Origin of the sequence: Streptomyces shaanxiensis (genome assembly GCF_039537145.1) — a bacterium.
Taxonomy (GTDB): Bacteria; Actinomycetota; Actinomycetes; order Streptomycetales; family Streptomycetaceae; genus Streptomyces; species Streptomyces shaanxiensis.
Genome location: NZ_BAAAZY010000012.1, coordinates 557024 through 578296 on the forward strand (window position 1 = coordinate 557024; position 21273 = coordinate 578296).

Genomic DNA, 21273 nt, shown 5'->3' on the forward strand with positions numbered 1-21273 from the left:
CCCCGGGCGGCAACCGCCGCCCGGGGTTTCGTCGTCTCATGGTGAGCACTGGCCGACACCCGCATCATCCGTCACGGCGAATGTGACGTGGTGCGCCCCACACATACCCGGTATGTGGAACGGGACGAACCGGTCGTAGCGTTGAAGATTCTTGACGGGGACTCTCGGGGTTTTTGGGATTCGGGAACTATGGAGAAGCGTGTGATGACGAACAGTAAGCGGCGCAAGGGCCTCGCGGTCGCGTCCGCACTGCTCGGCGGTGTCCTGGTGCTCTCCGCCTGCTCCGGCGGCGATGACAACGCCTCCGGAAGCGGCGACGGCGACACCTCGCAGTCCAAGGTCGACGAGGCGGCGGCCAAGAAGACCTCCGAGGCCCAGATCAAGATCACGCCAGAGGACGGCACCGACAACGCCTCCATCAACAACTCGGCCGCCGTCACCGTGAGCAAGGGCACGCTCACCGAGGTGTCGATGACGACCGCCGAGGGCGCCGCGGTCGAGGGCGAGATATCCGCCGACAAGACCAGCTGGAAGCCGAGCGCCCAGCTGGAGCGCTCCACGACCTACAAGGTCGCGGTGGCCGCGAAGGACTCCAAGGGCCTGGAGGCCCACGAGAACGCCTCCTTCACCACCGTCTCCCCGAACAACAGCTTCCTCGGCTACTTCACGCCCGAGGACGGCTCCACCGTCGGTGTCGGTATGCCTGTCTCGATCAACTTCGACAAGGCGATCAGCAACAAGGCGGCCGTCCAGAAGGGCGTCACCGTCTCCTCCACCAGCGGCCAGGAAGTCGTCTGCCACTGGTTCAACGACACGCGCATGGACTGCCGGCCCGAGGACTACTGGCAGGAGGGCGCCACCGTCACCCTGAAGATGGCCCTGGACGGCGTCGAGGGCTCCGACGGCGTCTACGGCGTCCAGGAGAAGACGGTCACCTTCAAGATCGGCCGCAACCAGGTCTCCTACGTCGATGCGAAGACCAAGCAGATGAAGGTCACGCAGGACGGCAAGACCATCAAGACCATCCCGATCTCGGCCGGTTCGCCGGAGAACAAGACCTACGAGGGCACCATGGTGATGTCCGAGAAGTTCAAGGAGACGCGCATGAACGGCGCGACCGTGGGCTTCACGGACGACGACGGCAAGGGCGAGTACGACATCAAGGACGTGCCGCACGCCATCCGCCTCTCGACCTCCGGCACCTTCATCCACGGCAACTACTGGGGCGCGAAGTCCATCTTCGGCAGCGTGAACACCAGCCACGGCTGTGTGGGTCTGTCGGACACCAAGGGCGCCAACGACAAGGGCACGGCGGGCTACTGGTTCTACAACAGCTCGATCGTCGGTGACGTCGTGGTCGTCCAGAACACCGGCGACAAGACGATCGCGCCGGACAACGGCCTCAACGGCTGGAACATGGACTGGGCGCAGTGGAAGGCCGGTTCGGCCGTCTGACGTACCGCCGTCCGACGCCCATCCGCGCGTAGGAGTCCTACAGCTGCCTCACAGCTGACCGATGCCGCCCCCAGGGGCGGCATCGGTGTTTCCTGGGGGCGTCTCAGTCTTCTCATCCATCTCTTATTTCGGCCTTATCCCTTCATCACGCGCCGTCCCTAGCTTGCGGCGCATGTTCTTCACCTACCTGAGGCGCGAGCTGCGCCGCCGCAGAAAGGCGGCCCTCGTCGTCGCCTCCGGACTCGCGCTGGGCATCGCGCTGGTCATCGTGGTCACCTCCGTGTCCTCCGGCATGAGCAAGGCCCAGGACAAGGTCCTGCAGTCCCTGTACGGCCTGGGCACGGACATGACCGTCACCAAGGCCGCCGAACCGGCCGCGAGCAGCTCCGAGCGGCCGCGCTTCGAGTTCGACGCGCGGGACAGCGACTCCGACGAGGAGCAGTCCAGCGACCGCGTCATGGTCCAGGGCTTCCAGACGCTGGCCGGCTCGACCGTGACCAAGGTCGGCTCGCAGAGCGGGGTCTCGGACGCCGTGGGCGGGCTGAGCCTGCAGGTCATCAAGGTCAGCGGGGAGTTCACGCGGGGTGAGTTCCAGCAGGACCAGAGCAGCGGGGGCCAGCAGGGCGGTGGCCCCGGGCAGGGCGGTGGCGGCAGCGGGCAGCCGCAGGGCGAAGTGCGCGGTGGCGGCGCCAACTTCGACGTCAACAACTACTCCGTCTACGGCACCGACGTCACCAAGCCGGCGCTCGGTCCGCTGACCTCCTCGAAGATCACCAGCGGGCGTACGTTCAAGACGTCGGAGACCGACGCCAAGGTCGTCGTCGCCGACACGTCGTACGCCAAGGAGAAGAAGCTCAAGGTCGGCTCTACCGTCACCGTCAAGGGCACCAAGTTCAAGGTGATCGGCATCGCCACGCCCGACAGCGGGGACGCGGCCGCCAACCTCTACATCCCGCTGAAGCAGGCGCAGACGCTCGCCGACGCGAAGGACAAGGTCACCACGATCTACGTCAAGGCGACCGACTCCCAGCAGATCGACTCCGTCAAGTCGGCCATCCAGAAGAACATCTCCGGTACGACGGTGACGACCTCCGCCGACCTCGCGGACACGGTGTCGGGCTCCCTGTCCACGGCGTCCTCGCTGGCGACCAGCGTCGGCAAGTGGCTGTCCATCGCGGTGCTGGTGGCGGCGTTCCTGGTGGCGGGGCTGCTGACGTCGTCGGCGGTGTCGCGGCGGGTGCGGGAGTTCGGCACGCTGAAGGCGCTGGGGTGGAAGTCGGGGCGGGTGACTCGGCAGGTGGTCGGTGAGGCGGTCGTCAACGGGCTGCTCGGCGGGGCGCTGGGTATTGCGCTGGGTCTCGCGGGTGCGTACGTCGTGACGGCGATCAGCCCGACGCTGCAGGCGCAGTTGGGCGGCGGCGGTGGCGGCGGGATGGGCGGCGGCCCGGGTGGCGGTGGCTTCGGGGGCGGCGGTCCTGGACGGCAGACGGCTTCCACCACCCTCGACGTCGCGCTGACGGCACCGGTCAGCCTTACGACAGTTGCCCTCGCGGTCGGCCTGGCGGTGACCGGTGGCCTGATCGCCGGCGCGTTCGGCGGCTGGCGGGCGTCTCGGCTCCGTCCGGCGGATGCGCTGAGGCGCGTCGAGTAGTAGGCCGGCTGCAACGCCCCCAGGGGCGCGGGGAACTGCGCGACCAGCCCCCACCCACCCGCAGCCGAGCAACGACTCGCACCACCCCGAACCCCACCCAGGAGCAAACCCGATGTACGAACTCAGAAACGTCACCAAGCGCTACACCCGAGGCAAGGAATCCATCGACGCCCTCGACGGAGTCGACCTCACCATCGCCGACGGAGACCGCCTCGTCATCCAGGGCCCCACCGGCGGCGGCAAGTCGACCCTCCTCCAGATGCTCGGCGCCCTGGACCGGCCCACCGCAGGTGAAGTCGTGCTCGACGGCACCGACCTGGCCAAGCTCTCCGAAACGCGGCTCACAAAGGTGCGCAGCGAAAACATCGGCTTCGTCTTCCAGTCCTTCAACCTGATCCCCACCCTCACCGCACAGGAGAACGTCGAGACCGCCCTCGTCCCCCTCGGCGTCAAGCCGAAGGAGCGGCGCGAGCGGGCCGCCGAGGCGCTCACGTCGGTCGGGCTGGGGGAGCGGCTCGGGCATCTGCCGAGCGAGATGTCCGGCGGGCAGCAGCAGCGCGTCGCCATCGCCCGCGCGCTCGTCAAGCAGCCCAAGGTGCTGCTGGCCGACGAACCCACCGGAAATCTCGACGAGTCGATGCGCGACGAGATCATGGACGTACTCGAACGCATGTGGAAGGAACTCGGGCTGACCTTCATCATGGTCACCCACGACTCGGCGATCGCGAAAAAGGCCCCGCGACTGGCGACCATCCGCAAGGGGCGGATCAGTGTCAAGGAGAATGCGGGGGCGTAACCCACCAACTTTGTAACGGAGTTCACGCCGTCGCGTAACAGTCGGCAGGTGTGCTTCTCATCTTCCTCTCATCTATTGAGGAGCCTGATCACCCCTCGGCATACTGCGTATTCCGGGGGGTGACGCGCATGCGTACGGGACCTCCCCCGGCCGGGTGAACGGGAATTCGCCCGGACCTTCTGCAAGGGGGAAACTTGCGCAGACAAGTCAAAAGAGTTGGCGTGGCCTCTGTGGCAACAGCGGCCGCCGTCGCCCTCGCCGCGGGAATGACCAGCCCGGCGTCGGCCGAACCGGAGCAGCGCGCGTCCGGCGCCGCTTCCTCGTTCACGTCTCCCCACCGCATCACCCTGATCACGGGTGACCGGATCTCCGTCGACTCCAAGGGCCGGGTGGTCGGCCTGGAGCGGGCGAAGGGGCGCCAGCACATACCCGTACAGATTCGCAAGGTGGACGGGCACACGCTCGCCATCCCGGCCGACGCGGTCCGCCTGGTCGCCGCCGGCAAGCTCGACCAGCGGCTGTTCGACATCACCGAGCTGGCCAAGTCCGAGACCCGCGCCTCCCAGGCCAAGGGCCTGAAGGTCATCGTCGGCTACAAGGGCGCCGCCGCCGGCGCCAAGGCGGACGTCCGGGACGCGGGCAACCTGCGCCGGACCCTGAAGTCCCTGAACGCGGACGCGGTGCAGACCCCGCACCAGGACACGCCCGAACTGTGGGACGCGCTCACCAACGGCGACAAGACCGCCTCCGGCATCGCACACGTCTGGCTCGACGGCGTCCGCGAGGCCAGCCTCGACAAGTCCGTGCCGCAGATCGGCGCCCCCAAGGCGTGGGAGGCCGGCTACGACGGCAAGGGCGTCAAGATCGCCGTCCTGGACACCGGCGTCGACGCGACCCACCCGGACCTCAAGGACCAGGTGATCGCGGCCAAGAACTTCACGCCGGCCGCCACCGCCGAGGACAAGGTCGGCCACGGCACGCACGTCGCGTCCATCGCGGCGGGCACCGGCGCCAAGTCCGGCGGCAAGTTCAAGGGTGTGGCCCCCGGCGCCGACATCCTCAACGGCAAGGTCCTCGACGACCAGGGCTTCGGCGACGACTCCGGCATCCTCGCCGGCATGGAGTGGGCGGCCGAGCAGGGCGCCCAGGTCGTCAACATGAGCCTGGGCGGCGGCGACACCCCGGAGATCGACCCGCTGGAGGCGGCGGTCAACAAGCTGTCCGCCGAGAAGGGCATCCTGTTCGCGATCGCCGCGGGCAACTCCGGCCCGGAGTCGGTCGGTTCGCCGGGCAGCGCCGAGGCCGCGCTCACCGTCGGCGCCGTCGACGACAAGGACGTCCTCGCCCCGTTCTCCAGCACCGGCCCGCGCCTCGGCGACGGCGCCATCAAGCCGGACGTCACCGCGCCGGGCGTGGACATCACGGCCGCGTCCGCCAAGGGCAGCCTCATCGAGCAGGAGGTCGGCGAGAAGCCGGCCGGCTACCTGACCATTTCCGGTACGTCCATGGCGACCCCGCATGTCGCGGGCGCGGCGGCGATCCTCAAGCAGCAGCACCCGGACTGGACGTACGCCGAGCTCAAGGGCGCGCTGGCCGGTTCCGCCAAGGGCGGCAAGTACACGCCGTTCCAGCAGGGTTCGGGCCGTATCCAGGTCGACAAGGCCATCAAGCAGACCGTGATCGCCGACCCGGTGTCGGTGAGCTTCGGCACGCAGGCCTGGCCGCACACCGACGACACGCCGGTCACCAAGGAGCTGACGTACCGCAACCTCGGCACCGCGGACGTCACGCTCACGCTCTCCGCGACCGCCACCGACCCCAAGGGCCAGGCGGCTCCCGCGGGCTTCTTCAAGCTCGGCGCGACGAAGGTGACGGTCCCGGCGGGCGGCAAGGCCTCCGTCGACTTCACCGTCAACACCAAGCTGGGCGGCACGCTCGACGGCGCCTACTCCGCGTATGTGACGGCGACGGGCGGCGGGCAGAGCGTCCGTACCGGCGCCGCGGTGCAGCGTGAGGTGGAGTCGTACGACGTCACCGTCAAGCACATCGACAAGGACGGCAAGCCGGCCCCCGAGTACAACACCGTCCTGCTCGGCTACTCGGGCCTGGCGACCGACCGCAGCTTCCAGGTGCCGCTCGCCGAGTCCGGCACCACCAAGATGCGCCTGCCCAAGGGCACGTATCTGCTGGACGCCTGGATCGCCAAGGACTGGGTGAACCTGGAGGGCGGCCTCGACTGGGTGGTCCAGCCGAAGCTGAGCCTCACCAAGAACACCACGGTGACGGTCGACGGCCGTACGACCAAGAGCGCCGACATCACCGTGCCGGACGCGCAGGCCAAGCAGACGTTCGCCGCCAGCAACTACTTCTACGACGCGGCGGGCATCGGCGTCGGGGTCGGCCTCGACTCCTTCGCCAACCTGCGGATGGCGCACCTGGGTCCGGAGATCGCGAGCGGTCTGATCCAGACCTGGAACGGCCAGTGGACCAAGGGCGCCGACGCCGAGTACGACGTCGCCACCACCGCCAAGGTCAAGAAGATCCAGGGCAACAAGGTCCGCCACTTCAAGGCGGGCGAGCTCGCCAAGGTGAAGAACAACCTCGGCGCCTCGTCCCCGAACAAGACCGGCTCCCTGCTTCCCCTCGGCATCTTCCCCGACGACGCGGCGCTCGGTACGCCGATCGAGCAGAAGCTGCCCGGTTCGCGGACGGTGTACCTGTCGACGTCCGACAAGATCAAGTGGACCTTCGACTTCCAGCAGTACGCCGGCAAGGACGCGGACGGCTTCCCGATCACCGACACGTTCTACACGCTGGGTGAGCCGCAGACCTTCAAGGGCGGCCAGAGCTACACGAAGACCTTCAACACGGCGGTCTTCGGCCCGCACATCAACAAGGAATTCGGTCTGTTCCGCGAGGCCAACGAGATCTACGGCTACCTGCCGCTGTTCGCCGACGCCAACAAGCACGCCGGGTCGTCGGACTTCACCGCGGTGACCACGAACCTGTACCGCAACGGCACCAAGATCGGCACCAACAAGGACCCGCTGTTCGGCGAGCCGTTCAAGGTCCCGGCCGGGGACGCCGAGTACAAGCTGACGACCTCGGTCAAGCGGAGCGTCAAGGTCGCGGCCGCGTCCACGCGGATCGACGCGAGCTGGACCTTCCGCTCCAAGAAGTCGGCCGCCGAGCAGGTCAAGCTCCCTGCCTCCACGGTCCGCTTCAACGCCAAGACCGGCCTGGACAGCCGCGTCGAGGCCGACAGGAAGGTGACCTTCCCGGTCACCGTCGTGGGTGCGGCCGCGGGCAGCAACCTCAAGTCGCTGCACGTGTACGTGTCGTACGACTACGGGCAGACCTGGAAGAAGGTCGAGGTCAAGGACGGCAAGATCACGGTGAAGAACCCGGCGAAGGGGAAGGCCATCTCCTTCCACGCCAAGGTCGCCGACAAGAAGGGCAACAAGTCGACGGTCTCGATCTACAACGCGTACTACGGCAAGTAGGCCGTAGGGCGCCGAGTAGGCCCTGAGCACGCGAAAGCCCCGCCGGAGGTGCTGCCTCCGGCGGGGCTTTCCCCGGTCCGCGGGGCCGCCCCCGGCGTTCGGCGTCGCCGGGAGCCGGGGATTCTGAGCGCCTCAGTCGCCGGAGGACGAGCGTCCGCTCGGATTTCGTGTTTCCGTGAGGCCATGACGGCTCACACGGTCGAATACATCCGATACCGCATACCCGAGCAGAAGTCGGCGGAGTTCCTGGCCGCCTACACCCGCGCCGCGGCTCAGCTGGCCGCGTCCCCGCACTGCGTCGACTACGAACTCGCCCGCTGCGAGGAGGACTTCGAGCACTACGTCCTGCGCATCACCTGGACCTCGACGGAGGATCACCTCGAGGGCTTCCGCAAGTCGGAGCTGTTCCCCGACTTCCTCGCCGAGATCCGCCCGTACATCACGCACATCGAGGAGATGCGCCACTACAAGCCGACGACGGTGCGCGGCGCGGGCGCCTCGGTGCCGACGCTGTACGCCTGGGCGGGCGGAGCGGAGGCGTTCGCCGGCCTGACATCGGTCTTCTACGACAAGGTGCTCAAGGACGACCTGCTGGCCCCGCTGTTCGCGCACCTGGACCCGGAGCACGCGCGGCACGTGGCGCTCTGGCTCGGCGAGGTCTTCGGCGGCCCGCGCGCCTACTCCGAGACCCAGGGCGGCCACGGCCACATGGTCGCCAAGCACATGGGCCGGGGCATCACCGAGCCCCAGCGCCGCCGCTGGGTCAACCTCATCCAGGACGCCGCCGACGAGGCGGGCCTGCCGACGGACGCGGAGTTCCGCTCGGCGTTCCTGGCGTACGTCGAGTGGGGGACGCGGCTGGCGGTGTACTTCTCGGGGCCGGACGCGGTGGCGCCGCCGGAGCAGCCGGTGCCGAAGTGGAACTGGGGGGCGGCGCCGCCGTACCAGGGCTGACGGCAGGCCGGGCGCACGGTCCAGCAGCCTCCCGTGGCGAGAAGTCGCGCGTCAGCCGCCGCTGCCGTACGGCCTCGTAAGGATCTCCAGGTTGTGGCCGTTCGGATCGTCGAAGTAGGTGCCGCGGCCGCCGTCATTGCGGTTGATCTCGCCGGGGCGGCTGTGGAAGGGGTCGGCCCAGTAGGTCAGGCCGGCTTCCCGGATGCGGCCGAAGATCGTGTCGAAGTCGTCCTCGGACACCAGGAACGCGTAGTGCTGCGGCGTGATGGCACCGGGCGATTCCAGATAGTCCAGGGTCACGCCGTTCGGGATCTCGACCGGGATGAAGGGGCCGTACTGCGGACTCACCTCCAGGCCCAGGATGTCGGCGAGGAACCGGGCGGACGCCTGCTTGTCGTGCGCGGCGACGATGGTGTGGTTGAGCCGGACGGTCATCGGGGCTGCCTCCTCGTGTGCACGGGTCACGGTTCGGACTGGCCTGGTTTCACACTAGGCGCGGCCGTCGCGCGGCACATCGGCCGTGGGGAGGGGCGGCGCTCCTCCTCCGGTACTCCGTCTCCGGAGCCGCGAGTTCCTCTTGCGATCGCCCGGGTTAAGGTAAGGCTTGCCTTATCCCTGGTGATCGTGGTTGGAGTGCTCGTGCGTGCAGTCGGAATGAAGGCCGTCCTGGCCACGGCCGTCGTCGGAGGGCTGCTCGTCGGCTGCTCGACCTCGTCGGACGGCGGTGGCGGCGGCGCCGCGAAGGGGGAAGGCTCGCGCAGCCAGGTGATCGGCTCCGGCGCGGGCGACGGCCCCTCCGCCGCGCCCAGCGCCCTCGCCGACGGCATGGGCGCCGACACCGGCAAGGACGGCGACTTCCCGCGCACCGTCAAGCACTTCAAGGGCAGTACGACCCTCGAGGCCGAGCCCGAGAAGATCGCCGTCCTCAGCACCGGCCAGCTCGACGACCTGCTCTCCCTCGGCATCGTGCCCACGGCCACCACCCGCGCCGACAACGCGGGCCTCGTGCCGGACTACCTCGCCGACGCCTTCCCCAAGGACAAGGCACGGCTCGACGCAATGACCGACGCGGGCACCCGGCAGGCGCCCAACCTGGAGTCACTGGCCGCCGCGAAGCCCGACCTGATCCTCGCCAACGACTCTCTCGGCGAGCTCTACCCCAAGCTGTCGAAGATCGCCCCCACCGTGATCACCGCCGGCAACGGCATCAACTGGAAGCGCGACCTGCTGCTCGTCGGCGAGGCCGTCGGCAAGGGGCAGCAGGCGCGGGAGCTGCTGGATGACATCGTTGCCGAGGCGCAGGAGAAGGGCCAGGGGATCGACGGCGACCCGGCCGTCTCCATGGTGCGGTTCACGCCCGACCGGACCCGGATGTTCGGGGTCTCGTCCTTCACCGGGTCCATCGCCGTGGACATGGGGCTGAAGCGACCCAAGTCGCAGCGGTTCAACGCCATTTCCGAGGACATCGGCCCCGAGAGCATCGACACCGCCGACGGCGACTGGATCTTCTACTCCGTCCAGGGGGACGCCGCGAAGACGGACGCCGCGAGCGTGGTGGCCGGGCCTCTGTGGAAGTCGATGAAGGCCGTAGAGGCCGGGCACGCGGTGAAGGTGGACGACGATCCGTGGTACCTCAACGCCGGTCCCACGGCGGCGCGTCTGGTGGTACGGCAGCTCGCCGAGAACGTCGGCAAGTGAGCCCCGTACGCAGCCGATGAGTTCCCGTCTGGCCTTTCCGGCGGCCGCCCTCGCGGTGGCCGCCGCGGCCGTGCTCAGTCTCGCCGTCGGCACCCGCGCCGTGCCGCCGTCCGCCGTGCTCGACGCCCTGCTGCACGGCGGCGGTTCGCCGGACGCCCTTGTCGTACGGTCGCTGCGGCTGCCGCGCACCGAGGTGGGGCTGGCCGCCGGTGCCGCGCTCGGGATGGCCGGCGCGGCGCTGCAGGCGGTCACCCGCAACCCGCTCGCCGATCCCGGCATCCTCGGGCTGAGCCAGGGGGCCGCGGCCGGGGTCGTCCTCGCCATCGCCCTCGGTCTCGCAGACGGCTTCGGGGGCCACGTTCGGTACGCCTTCGCCGGTGCCGTCGTCGCCGCGTGCCTGGTGTACGGGATAGCGGCGCGCGGGCGGGGTGGTGCGTCGCCGGTGAAGCTGGCGCTGGCCGGGACCGCGCTGTCGGCGATGACGGCCGGCGGCACCACCGTCGTCCTCACCTCCAGCTCGGCCACGCTCGACCAGTTCCGGTTCTGGCAGGTGGGGGCGCTGAGCGGGCGGGACGCGGGGACGGTCGTACGGATGCTGCCGTTCCTCGCGGCCGGGGCGGTGCTGGTGCTGGCCTGTGCTCGAGGGTTGGACGCGCTGGCCCTCGGCGACGAGACGGCCCGGGCGCTGGGGCACCGGGTGGCCGTCGTACGGGGATGTGCGGCGCTCGGGGCCACCTTGCTGACCGCCGCCGCGGTGGCCGCGGCGGGGCCGATCGCGTTCGTGGGATTGGCGGTACCGCATCTCGCCCGGCGGTTGGTGCGGGGTGGGTACGGGGCCGTACTGCCGTTGTCCGGGTTGCTCGGGGCCGCGCTGCTGCTGGGGGCCGATGTGGCGGGGCGGGTGGTGCGGGCGCCGGCCGAGGTGCCGGCGGGGGTGATGACGGCGCTGGTCGGGGTGCCGGTGCTGGTGGTGCTGGTGCGGAGGAGAGGTGCGGTGTCGTGAGTGGTCGTCCGGCTCTGGCCGCGGGTGTCACTCTCGTCCGCCCCCACCCCCGGGTCTCCCTGCTCCTCCACCGCCGTTCCGCCGCCGTGGCCGTCGTCCTCCTCGTCCTGCTCGCGGCCGTGATGGTCACCTCGGCCTGCGTGGGCCAGACATACGTCGCACCCGTCGAGGTCTGGCGCACCCTGCGCACCGGAACCGGCCCCCACGACCTCGTGGTCAACGAGCTGCGCGTCCCCCGTATCGCCGTCGGCGCCCTCGTCGGCGCCGCGCTCGGCCTGGCCGGGGCTCTCGTGCAGACCGTCACCCGGAATCCGCTGGCCAGCCCGGATGTCATCGGCGTCGGACACGGCGCCGCCGCCGCGACCGTGCTGGCGCTCGCGACCGGTGCCGTGAGCTCGCCGGGAGCCATGCCCGTCGTATCCGTCCTCGGGGGACTCGCCGCGGCCGCCCTCGTCTACGTACTCGCCTGGCGACAGGGCATGCAGCCGAGCCGCTTCGTGCTCACCGGCGTCGGTATCGGGGTCGCGCTGTCCGCCGTGGTGCAGCTCTACCTCACCGACAGCGAGCTGGAGGCCGCCGAGCAGATCAAGCTGTGGCTGACCGGGAGCCTCAACGGGCGGGGCTGGGCGCAGGCGGTGCCCCTGGCCGTCGTCCTGGGGCTGTCCCTGCCTGCCCTGGTGTGGGCGAGCCGGGCCCTGCGGCCGCTCGGGCTCGACCCGGACACGGCGGCCGGGCTGGGCGTACGGGTCGACCGGGTACGGCTCGGCCTCACCGTCCTCGGCGTCGTCCTCGCCGCCACGGCGACCGGGGCCGCGGGACCGATCGGGTTCGTGGCGCTGACCGCTCCGCAACTGGCCCGGCGACTCACCCGTACGCCCCAACTCCCGCTCCTGAACGCCGCGTTGACCGGCGCGATCGTCCTCGTCGCCGCCGACCTCGCCGCCCGTACGCTCCTGCCCCCACTGGAGATTCCGGTCGGCGCGCTCACCGCCCTCGTCGGCGGGCCGTATCTGCTGTGGCTGCTGGGGCGTCGTACGGGGACACGCTGAAGGCCCCGGAGCAGTGCGGCTCCGGGGCCCTCGGTATTCAGCGGCCGTTCAGGCCGTCGGCGTCACCGCCGCCGGCGTCAGATCGTCGCCGTGTCGATCACGAACCGGTACCGCACATCGCTGCTGAGCACCCGCTCGTACGCCTCGTTGATCCGGTCCGCGCTGATCAGCTCGATCTCGGCGCCGAAGCCGTGCTCGGCGCAGAAGTCCAGCATCTCCTGGGTCTCGGCGATGCCGCCGATCATCGAGCCGGCGAGCGTCTTGTTGCCACCGATCAGCGAGAAGAGGTTGAGCGCGATCGGCTCCTCGGGGGCGCCGACGTTCACCAGGGCGCCGCCGGTCTTCAGCAGGCTCAGGTAGGCGCCGAAGTCGAGCGGGGCCGACACCGTGGAGAGGATCAGGTCGAAGCTGCCGGCCAGCTCCTCGAAGGTCTTCGGGTCGCTGGTGGCGTAGTAGTGGTCGGCGCCCAGCTTCAGGCCGTCGTCCTTCTTGCGCAGCGACTGGGAAAGGACGGTCACCTCGGCGCCCAGCGCGTGCGCGATCTTGACGCCCATGTGGCCGAGGCCGCCCAGACCGATGACGGCGACCTTCTTGCCCGGGCCCGCGCCCCAGTGCTTGAGCGGCGAGTACGTGGTGATGCCGGCGCAGAGGAGGGGCGCGGCGACGTCCAGGGACAGGCCGTCGGGGATGCGGAGGACGAAGTTCTCGTCGACGACGACCTTCTCCGAGTAGCCGCCGTAGGTGGGCTCGCCGTCCTTGCCGATGGCGTTGTAGGTGCCGACGCCACCGCCGGTGCAGTGCTGTTCGAGACCGGCCTTGCAGTTCTCGCACTCACGGCAGGAGTCGACCAGACAGCCGACGCCCACCCGGTCGCCGACCTTGTGCTTCGTCACGCCGGAGCCGACCTCGGAGACGATGCCCGCGATCTCGTGGCCGGGGACCATCGGGAAGATCGCCTCGCCCCAGCCCTCCTGGGCCTGGTGGATGTCGGAGTGGCAGATACCGGCGAACTTGATGTCGATCAGGACATCGAACTCGCCGACCTCACGGCGCTCGATGGTGGTGCGCTCCAGCGGAGCCTTGGCGGCGGGTGCTGCGTATGCGGCGACGGTGGTCATGCCGGGATCTCCTAGCGGGGGTTTTTGCGCCCGGCTGCCTTCTGGTCCTGCTTCACGTCCGGGCACGGCACCCAGCCTGCCGGGATGTTCCCAGGTCACCCAGGCCTCGGTTGTACGTACGTCCGCCGGTCCTACCACTGACGGGGTCAGGCTCGTGTGCGTACGACCGGGAATACTTGAGGCATGGACGACAAGCCCGAATCCGTGACGGGGCCCGCCGCCAGTACGGCCTCCGCCACCGGTGCCGAGACCGGTGGCGGCCTGGACCGGCGCGCCGAGCTCAGCGAGTTTCTGCGCACCCGGCGTGCCCGGCTGAAGCCCGAGGACGTCGGGCTGCCGGACTTCGGGCGGCACCGCAGGGTGCCCGGGCTGCGGCGCGAGGAGCTGGCGCAGCTGGCCGGGGTGTCCGTGGCGTACTACACGCGCCTGGAGCAGGGCAACGGGCGCAACGTCTCGGCGGAGGTCCTCGACGCGATCGCCCGGGCGCTGCGGCTGAGCGACGCCGAGCACGCGCACCTCACGCACCTCGCGAAGCCGAAGCAGAACAAGAAGAAGCCGACGGCGCGGCCGGAGCAGGTACGGCCGGCGCTGGCGCAGCTGCTGGACTCGATCGACGGGGTGCCCGCGTACATCGCGGGCCGGCGCTCGGACATCCTCGCCTGGAACCGGATGGCGGCGGCGGTGTTCGGCGACTGGTCGGAGCTGCCGGCGCAGGAGCGGAACTGGGCGCGGCTGGTGTTTCTGAAGCCCGAGTACCGCGATCTCTTCGTGGAGTGGGACCAGAAGGCGTCCGACATGGTCGCCTACCTGCGCATGGACGCGGGCTGCCACCCGGACGACCCGCGGCTGTCCGCCCTGGTCGGCGAACTCTCCGTCAAGAGCGAGGAGTTCCGGCAGCTGTGGGCCACGCACGACGTCAAGGAGAAGACCTACGGCGTCAAGAACATCCGGCATCCCCTGGTGGGCGAGCTGACCCTGAACTTCGAGTCGTTCCGCCTGTCCGACGGCACGGAACAGTCCCTGATCACGTACCACGCGGAGCCGGGGTCACCGTCGGCGGAGGCGTTGCGGCTGCTGGCGAGCTGGGGGGCGGATGCGACGAAGGCGGGGGCTACTGGGAGGTCGGCGCCGTCGGTGTGAGGGGGCTCCTTGGAGGGGCTCTCCGGGAGGGCCTCCGGCGTGCTCCGAGGGGCTTCCGGCGTGCTCCGAGGGGCTGGCGAGGCTCAGCGGCTCAGCCGCCGCGGCGTTCGACCGCCGAGGCGACCTCCTCCAGGTCCTTCGCGATCGCCTTGCTCACCGCCCGTGCGCCCAGGCCGCCCAGAATCCTGGCGAGCAGGCCCGCGACGCCGCCGGAGGCCACGGCGGTGAAGGTCATCCGGACCGTCGTCGCCGACGGCCCGTCCGCCCGTAGCACCCACTCCGAGATGTAGTGCGTGCCGTGCGACTCGGCCTCCACCACATAGCGCTCGGGCGGATCGCTGGCGGTCACCCACATCTCCTCGGTGGCCTCCTTGCCGAACATCCGCCGGGTCTCCCGCCACCGCGTCCCGACACCGAAGGCCCCGTCCGTGAGGACCTCGACCTTCGTGACACCGCTGAGTACCCGCTCCATGCCCCGAAGGTCGGTCAGGGCCTCCCACACAGGCCCCTGACCCGCGGCGATACGCCGCTCCACGACGACGCTTCTGCTGGTCATGCCCCCATGAAAGCAGCAGGGTCCGACAATCGCTCGACGACTGAGGCGTCGGCCGAGATGAAGGCCGAGGCTGCGGATTCCACCCAGCTGGGCCGACCTGGCGATCTGTCGGCGCCTGGACGTACGACCCCGGGGTTCGGGGGATTTGGACCGGGCCGGAGTCAAGGTTCGGCTCCCGTTCGGCTCCCGAGGTTCCAGGATGAGGGGGCGCGATCCGGGTACACGTGTGGGTGATCTGGAGGATCTGGGCTGTGGAACTCACCGACTGGTTGCTGACCTCGGGCGAACGCGGCAACAGCGCCACCCGTCTGGACAGCCGCCGATCGGATCGAACGGCTTGGTCGTACGGCAACCTGGTGCGGCCCCTCGTCCATGGCGCGACGTACTTCCCGGAACTCCTCAGCGCGATCCGCGCGCAGCACGCCGGAGACCTGCTCCTGTTCACCGACTGGCGGGGCGACCCCGACGAACGGCTCGCCGGTCCCGGCAGCGAAATCGGCACCGTCCTGTGCGAGGCGGCCGAGCGCGGTGTGATCGTCAAAGGGCTGGTCTGGCGCTCCCACCTGGACCGTTTCCAGTTCAGTGAGGCCGAGAACCGCCACCTCGGCGAGGAGATCGAAGCGGCGGGCGGCGAGTGCCTGCTCGACATGCGGGTGCGCCCCGGCGGTTCGCACCACCAGAAGCTCGTCGTGCTCCGGCATGCCGGCCGACCCGAGCGCGACATCGCGTTCGTCGGCGGCATCGACCTGTGCCACAACCGCCACGACGACGCGACGCACCGTGGCGACCCGCAGTCACTGCGCATCGCCGCCCCGTACGGACCGCACCCGCCGTGGCACGACATCCAGCTCGCGATCCGCGGACCGGCCGTCGGCGACATCGAGGCCGGCTTCCGCGAGCGCTGGGACGACCCGGCGCCGCTCAGCCGCAGTCCGCTCGTCCGCCTGCGGGAGCTCGCTCACCACGAGGACACGCGGGCGGACCCGCTGCCGCCCCAGGCACCTGACCCCTCGCCCTGCGGTACACACACCGTCCAGGTCCTGCGCACCTACCCCAACCGGCTGCTGCGCGGCTACGACTTCGCCCCCGACGGCGAGCGCAGTATCGCGCGCGGCTACCGCAAGGCGTTGCGACGGGCCCGGGCACTGATCTACCTGGAGGACCAGTACCTGTGGTCTCCGCAGGTGGTGGAAGGTTTCGCCGAGGCGCTGATCGCCAGCCCCGGCCTTCGCCTGATCGCGGTCATCCCCTCCTTTCCCGAACAGAACGGCCGGCTCACACTGCCGATGAACCTGATCGGCCGGATCACCGCCCTGGACAGGCTGCGCCGCGCCGGTGGTGGGCGGGTCGCGGTGTACGGGCTGGAGAACCACGCCGGGACACCGGTGTACGTGCATGCCAAGGCGTGCGTGATCGACGACGTGTGGGCCTCGGTCGGATCCGACAACATCAACCTCCGCTCCTGGACCCACGACTCCGAACTCACCTGCAGCGTCCTGGACGAGAGCACAGACCCGCGCGAGCCGCGCGACCCCGGAGGGCTCGGGGACGGCGCGCGCAGCTACGCCAGGAACCTGCGCCTGGAGCTCTCGCGCGAGCACCTGGACATGGAAGCACTCCAGACGCCGCCCACGCCTGACCCGCTCTGCGATCCCGTGAGCGCCTTCGACGCCTTCGCGGCGAGCGCCGCCGCACTGGACTCCTGGCACGACAACGGTCGCCGCGGCACGAGGCCGTCCGGGCGCCTGCGCACCTATCGTCCGCCGAGCCTTTCCCGCACGGTCAAGACGCTCTGCACGCCACTGCATCGCCTTCTCGTCGACCCCGATGGCCGACCCTTCAGGCTGCGGCGCCGCAACGAGTACTGATCACCGGGCCGGTGCGCAGGGCCGGTCCGACGGGCACGGAATCGCCTGGAACCCTTGCGCGTTGAGGAGGGTGGGCAGGGGATGCCGGTGGTGTGCGAGCCGAGTAGCCCGAGTGACCGAGCTGACAGATATGGGAGGGCCACTATGGCTGCGCAGACGCAGAGGGCCGTGCTGGCGGGCGGATGCTTCTGGGGGATGGAGGAGCTGATCCGCCGGCTTCCGGGCGTGACGGCGACCCGGGTGGGATACACCGGGGGTGACGTGCCGAACGCGACGTACCGTAACCACGGCACGCACGCGGAGGCCATCGAGATCCTTTTCGACCCTGCGAAGACAGACTTCCGCGCGATCCTGGAGTTCTTCTTCCAGATCCACGACCCGAGCACGAAGAACCGCCAGGGCAACGACATCGGCACCAGCTACCGCTCGGCGATCTACTACGTGGACGACGAGCAGAAGCGGATCGCCGAGGACACGATCGCGGACGTGGACGCCTCCGGTCTGTGGCCGGGCAAGGTCGTCACCGAGGTGGAGCCGGTGGGCCCCTTCTGGGAGGCCGAGCCCGAGCACCAGGACTACCTGCAGCGTTACCCGGACGGCTACACCTGCCACTTCCCGCGCCCGGGATGGCGGCTGCCCGCCCGCGCCGAGGGCTGACCGCGAGGCGGCCCGGCGGACGGCGGAGTCTGACTGGCAGCTGACTGGCAGAGGCTCCGCAGCCGGGCCGCGCTTGCCTCCGCGGGGTCGGCCGTACCGGCCGCGTACGCGGCAACCCGGGCGAGAGCCGTCACCGTGCGTCGCGCAGCTGGAGAAGGTACGTCGCCGTCAGAGCAACGGCACGGTCCCCGTCGCGCGACAACTCCACGAGGGCACGCGACGCCGTGGTCCCCGGGATGTCCGCCAGCGCCTGGGTCAGCCGTACGCGTGCGGGTGCTTCAGTGGTGTCGTGGGTGAGGCGGCCGACGAGCCTGGTGGCGATCTGATCCGCCGTCGCCGTGTCGCTCGCCAGCACGCTCAGCGCATCGGCGGCGTCGGTGTCGTTCCTTCCCGCCACGATCATGTCGACGAGTGTCGGGCCCGCCTCGGCCACCCCACGCGTCCCGAGCGCCAGAGCCGCATGGCCGCGGACCACGACATCGGGGTGCGCGAGGGCGTCCCGCAGCCGGGCGCCGGCCTCGTCACCGGGCATCTCCGCGAGGGCCTGAACGGCACGTTCCCGCACCGCGGCCACCGGTGAGCCGAGGCCCTCCGCCAGCAGCGCCGTGCCACCGTCGCCCGATCGCGCCAGCGCCCATCGCAGGGCTCCGGCGACATTCGGCTCCGTCTCCCTCAGCACCGCCTCGACCAGGGCCTCCACCGGCACCGGAACCCCGTCGGCCGAGGAAAGCGCCGCCCGCTGGCGCGCGGCGGCGCTCTTCGACCCCAGCGCCTGGAGGAAGGCGACGACCTGGAGGACGTCCTCCCAGCCGGCGGGTTCCGCGGCGTCGATCCGGCGGAGCCGCGTGAGCAGCTCGGTCTCGGCGGCGATGCGTTCGCGCGTCTGGCGGATGAGGTCGTCGACGAGCGCCGACGGCGTGAAGCCGGGATCGTCGAGCGCGCGCCCGATCTCACGCAGCGACAGCCCCAGCGACCGCAGGCTCTCGATGTGGAAGATCCGCCGGATGTCCTCGCCGGAGTACTCCCGATAGCCGGAGCCCGTACGCCCCGAAGGCCGCAGCAGGCCGAGCGACTCGTAGTGCCTGAGCATGCGGGCACTGACCCCGGACCGTCGCGCCACCTCACCGATCAACACGTCCTATCGTCCCTCCTGACCGGACCCGCCGAGGGCCACGATGCGCTTCGCCTCCTCGATCGCGAACTCGAATCCGGCATCCGGGTCGCGCAGCAGCCGCTCCGTGGCGAGCGCGTGCGTACGCACACGCCGGGACGGGGCGGTCGCCGCAGCACGCAGAGCCGGCAGCACGACCTCACCCAGCGCGACCAGCGCCCGGCTGAGACTCAGCTGCGTCTCCCGCTCCCCGCGCCCGAGCTGCGTCGCCAGCACCGCGGCCAACCCGGCCTCCTCGCCTTCCGGCACGAGGACGACCGCCGCCCGCCAGGCACTCCGCGCCACCTCGTCGTCGGCGTCGGACAGCAGCGCCCGGGTGATCGCCGGCCAGGCCTGCCGGTCCCCGATCTTGGACAGCGTGTGCAGCGCCTGGCTCCGTGCCTGCGCACGCTCCGAGCGGACTTCGCGGAGCAGCCCGGGGAGCGTCAGGGACACCGGGTGGCGGGTGAGCGCCCAGGTCAGCATGTCGCGGACGAAGAACTCGGGCTCGATCGCGCAGCGCTCGACGAGCTTGTCGACGAAGCGCGGATCCGGCGTCGTGCCGACCGCCAGAGCCGCCCGCAGCCGCACGGACGAACGGCCGTCCTCCAGGCCCTGCAGCGCTCGTATCGCATCCGCGTCCTGTCCCGTCATGGTCACCGAGACCACCTCCTCGGCAAGCAGTGAAGGCCTTGTCACCGTGTCAAGGTCAAAGCCTCACCGGGCGACTTCACACCTGCGCCTGCCTTGAGGGCTCACCTGGGGGACGAATCGACGTCAGCTCTCGGCCTTCGCGACGCCGATCGGGCACGACACACCCGTACCGCCGATCCCGCAGTACCCCGCCGGGTTCTTGTCCAGGTACTGCTGGTGGTACCCCTCCGCCGGATAGAAGGTCCGCCCCTGCGCCGGAAGGATCTCCGTCGTGATCGTGCCGTAGCCGGAGCCCGTCAGGACCTGCTGGTACGACGCGCGGGAGGTCTCGGCCGTCTTCGCCTGGTCCGGGGTGTGGGTGTGGATCGCCGAGCGGTACTGCGTGCCGACGTCGTTGCCCTGACGGAAGCCCTGCGTGGGGTCGTGGGCCTCCCAGAAGGTCTTCAGGAGGCGTTCGTACGAGATCACGCTCGGGTCGAAGACCACACGGACGACCTCCGTGTGGCCGGTCAGGCCCGAGCAGACCTCCTCGTAGGTGGGGTGCTCGGTGTAGCCGCCCTGGTAGCCGACCAGAGTCGTCCACACACCCGCCGGGAGCTGCCAGAACTTGCGCTCGGCGCCCCAGAAGCAGCCCAGCCCGAAGTCGGCGACCTCCAGGCCCTCGGGGTAGGGGCCGAGGAGCGGGTTGCCGAGGACCGTGTGGCGGTCGGGGACCGAGAAGGCCGGTTCCGGACGGCCCTGCAGCGCCTGCTCGGGCGTGGGCAGGACGGGCGTACGGCCGAAGAGCATGAGGGTTCCTTCCTCGCGGGCCGGGGCGGCGGCTGCGGGACGCCGCGACGGGGTACCTCCGCACCGGGCGGTACCCCGTCAACGTACGGCCGGGACCTCAGATTCCGCGCCGTGCCTTCACCACCTGCGCCGCACTGAAGTCCCGCTGCTCCACATACGCCTTGATCTTCCCTTCCCGGCTGCCGCGGTACGCCCACGGCACGGTGTCGATGTACCCGTCGACCAGCCGGAACTGCTCGACCGCCGCCTCGTACCGGTCCTGCCAGTACAGCAGGCTGGCCAGCAGGTGGCGGACCGGCGGGATCCGCCAGTCGTCGGGGTTGGCGGCGGCCGCGGCCGCCACGTCGACCAGGGCGGCGTCGACCGCCGCGACGATCTCCGGGCGCTTGTAGAACTCGTCCTGCTCGAGGTCGTCGTGCGCGATCTCGTACTCGAAGTACGCCTCCAGCGGCAGCACGCTCAGCAACTGGCCCGGCGTCCCCTTCTCGGCCGCGGACCGGGCGAAGGACTCCGCCAGTTCGTACGAGCCGCGCCACTTCTTGCACCAGTACTGGAGGGCGGAGGTGTGCGCGGCCAGGTGGTGCGGGTCGCGCTTGACGATCTCGGCCCAGATCTCCTCGAACCGCTCGTGCGGGTAGCCGAGGCCCTTCGCCAGCGGGATCTCCACGATGAACGGGCACGGGTCGTCGCCGGCCAGCGCCTGCGCGGCCGCGACCGCCTCGCGGGCCTGGTCCAGGATCCGGTGGAAGCCGGCGAACTGCTCCTGGGTGGTGTGCCGGGCGGTCGACGAGCCCCGTACCTCCCAGGCGAGATAGATCAGCGACTCGGCGAGCACCAGGGCCACGTCGGCGTCCTCCGGACGCTCCTTGCGCCAGGCCAGCAGCCAGGAGTCGTCCTTGACGGCCTCCGTCGCCAGCACACTGGAGCGCCGGTCGCGCTCCTGCCAGTCCCGCCCTGCCTCGGCCAGGAACTCCGCGGCGGCCTGCCAGTTCCCCGCCCGTACGGCTTCCCGTACGGCCGTGATCCGCGGGTCGGGCGGGTAGGCCCGGTCGGTGTCGAGCTGCTCGCCGGGCAGGAAGCCCAGCTCGGCGGCGGCCTTGGGCAGGTCCCGGTTGCGTATGGATCCGCCGGTTCCGTTCGGGGCCGCCTTCTGGCGCGTGCGGTACCAGGAGTAGATCGCGAAGAGGATCAGGGCGATCGGGATGATGTGACTCATGGGTTTCTGTCTGCGT

General features: G+C 70.2%; 18 protein-coding genes. 11 read left to right on the forward strand and 7 right to left on the reverse strand.

What is annotated here, in order from left to right; genetic code table 11:
- Positions 1-204 precede the first annotated feature (204 nt).
- The 5 genes from ABD932_RS25570 to ABD932_RS25590 all read left to right on the forward strand — a co-directional run bounded on the left by ABD932_RS25570 (position 205) and on the right by ABD932_RS25590 (position 8359).
- Positions 205-1455, forward strand: coding sequence for a L,D-transpeptidase (locus ABD932_RS25570; protein ID WP_345015849.1), 1251 nt, complete (start codon positions 205-207; stop codon positions 1453-1455).
- 172 nt (positions 1456-1627) lie between these two features.
- Positions 1628-3106, forward strand: a complete 1479-nt coding sequence (locus ABD932_RS25575; RefSeq protein ID WP_345015850.1) for an ABC transporter permease — start codon at positions 1628-1630, stop codon at positions 3104-3106.
- Between the two features lie 112 nt (positions 3107-3218).
- On the forward strand, positions 3219-3902 hold the full coding sequence (locus tag ABD932_RS25580) for an ABC transporter ATP-binding protein (RefSeq protein ID WP_250084866.1): 684 nt from the start codon (positions 3219-3221) through the stop codon (positions 3900-3902).
- A gap of 266 nt (positions 3903-4168) precedes the next feature.
- A complete protein-coding gene (locus ABD932_RS25585) occupies positions 4169-7405 on the forward strand; it encodes a S8 family peptidase (RefSeq protein ID WP_345016409.1) in 3237 nt (1078 codons plus the stop codon).
- A gap of 183 nt (positions 7406-7588) precedes the next feature.
- On the forward strand, positions 7589-8359 hold the full coding sequence (locus ABD932_RS25590) for a group II truncated hemoglobin (RefSeq protein WP_345015851.1): 771 nt from the start codon (positions 7589-7591) through the stop codon (positions 8357-8359).
- A 51-nt stretch (positions 8360-8410) separates the two neighbouring features.
- Here the strand turns inward: ABD932_RS25590 and ABD932_RS25595 are convergent, their stop codons facing one another.
- On the reverse strand, positions 8411-8794 hold the full coding sequence (locus ABD932_RS25595) for a VOC family protein (protein ID WP_345015852.1): 384 nt from the start codon (positions 8792-8794) through the stop codon (positions 8411-8413).
- Positions 8795-8998: 204 nt separating this feature from the next.
- Here ABD932_RS25595 and ABD932_RS25600 point away from each other — a divergent pair, with 204 nt between their 5' ends.
- Genes ABD932_RS25600 through ABD932_RS25610 form a run of 3 tightly spaced genes read left to right on the forward strand, consistent with a single transcriptional unit; the run spans position 8999 to position 12109 of the window.
- Positions 8999-10057, forward strand: coding sequence for an ABC transporter substrate-binding protein (locus ABD932_RS25600; RefSeq protein WP_345015853.1), 1059 nt, complete (start codon positions 8999-9001; stop codon positions 10055-10057).
- A gap of 16 nt (positions 10058-10073) precedes the next feature.
- Entirely contained in the window at positions 10074-11060 is a 987-nt protein-coding gene (locus tag ABD932_RS25605; protein ID WP_345015854.1) for a FecCD family ABC transporter permease, read from the forward strand.
- Positions 11057-12109 carry a FecCD family ABC transporter permease gene (locus tag ABD932_RS25610; protein WP_345015855.1) on the forward strand — a complete coding sequence of 351 codons (1053 nt, stop codon included), beginning with the start codon at positions 11057-11059 and terminating at the stop codon, positions 12107-12109. The genes ABD932_RS25605 and ABD932_RS25610 overlap by 4 nt, the downstream gene beginning before the upstream one ends.
- 77 nt (positions 12110-12186) lie before the next feature.
- Here ABD932_RS25610 and ABD932_RS25615 read toward each other — a convergent pair whose 3' ends face one another.
- A complete protein-coding gene (locus ABD932_RS25615; protein ID WP_345015856.1) occupies positions 12187-13227 on the reverse strand; it encodes an NAD(P)-dependent alcohol dehydrogenase in 1041 nt (346 codons plus the stop codon).
- Between the two features lie 183 nt (positions 13228-13410).
- Between ABD932_RS25615 and ABD932_RS25620 the strand changes: the two genes are divergently transcribed.
- Complete coding sequence (locus tag ABD932_RS25620; protein WP_345015857.1) at positions 13411-14367, forward strand: helix-turn-helix transcriptional regulator; 957 nt, start codon at positions 13411-13413, stop codon at positions 14365-14367.
- Positions 14368-14458: 91 nt separating this feature from the next.
- On the opposite strand, the gene ABD932_RS25625 is transcribed toward ABD932_RS25620, so the two are convergent.
- Positions 14459-14923, reverse strand: coding sequence for an SRPBCC family protein (locus ABD932_RS25625; RefSeq protein ID WP_345015858.1), 465 nt, complete (start codon positions 14921-14923; stop codon positions 14459-14461).
- A gap of 251 nt (positions 14924-15174) precedes the next feature.
- Here ABD932_RS25625 and ABD932_RS25630 point away from each other — a divergent pair, with 251 nt between their 5' ends.
- Both ABD932_RS25630 and msrA (ABD932_RS25635) read left to right on the forward strand, forming a co-directional pair.
- A complete protein-coding gene (locus tag ABD932_RS25630; protein ID WP_345015860.1) occupies positions 15175-16791 on the forward strand; it encodes a phospholipase D family protein in 1617 nt (538 codons plus the stop codon).
- Positions 16792-16935: 144 nt separating this feature from the next.
- Positions 16936-17448, forward strand: a complete 513-nt coding sequence (gene msrA / locus ABD932_RS25635; RefSeq protein WP_345015861.1) for a peptide-methionine (S)-S-oxide reductase MsrA — start codon at positions 16936-16938, stop codon at positions 17446-17448.
- A 130-nt stretch (positions 17449-17578) separates the two neighbouring features.
- Here the strand turns inward: msrA (ABD932_RS25635) and ABD932_RS25640 are convergent, their stop codons facing one another.
- The 4 genes from ABD932_RS25640 to ABD932_RS25655 form a co-directional block, all read right to left on the reverse strand.
- Positions 17579-18583, reverse strand: coding sequence for a MerR family transcriptional regulator (locus tag ABD932_RS25640; protein ID WP_345015862.1), 1005 nt, complete (start codon positions 18581-18583; stop codon positions 17579-17581).
- Positions 18584-18586: 3 nt separating this feature from the next.
- A complete protein-coding gene (locus tag ABD932_RS25645; RefSeq protein WP_425587523.1) occupies positions 18587-19252 on the reverse strand; it encodes a HEAT repeat domain-containing protein in 666 nt (221 codons plus the stop codon).
- Positions 19253-19375: 123 nt separating this feature from the next.
- The gene (msrA, locus tag ABD932_RS25650) at positions 19376-20041 is read right to left on the reverse strand and encodes a peptide-methionine (S)-S-oxide reductase MsrA (RefSeq protein ID WP_345015863.1); all 666 of its coding nucleotides are present in this window, start codon (positions 20039-20041) and stop codon (positions 19376-19378) included.
- Between the two features lie 97 nt (positions 20042-20138).
- Positions 20139-21257, reverse strand: a complete 1119-nt coding sequence (locus tag ABD932_RS25655) for a hypothetical protein (RefSeq protein WP_345015864.1) — start codon at positions 21255-21257, stop codon at positions 20139-20141.
- Positions 21258-21273 lie beyond the last annotated feature (16 nt).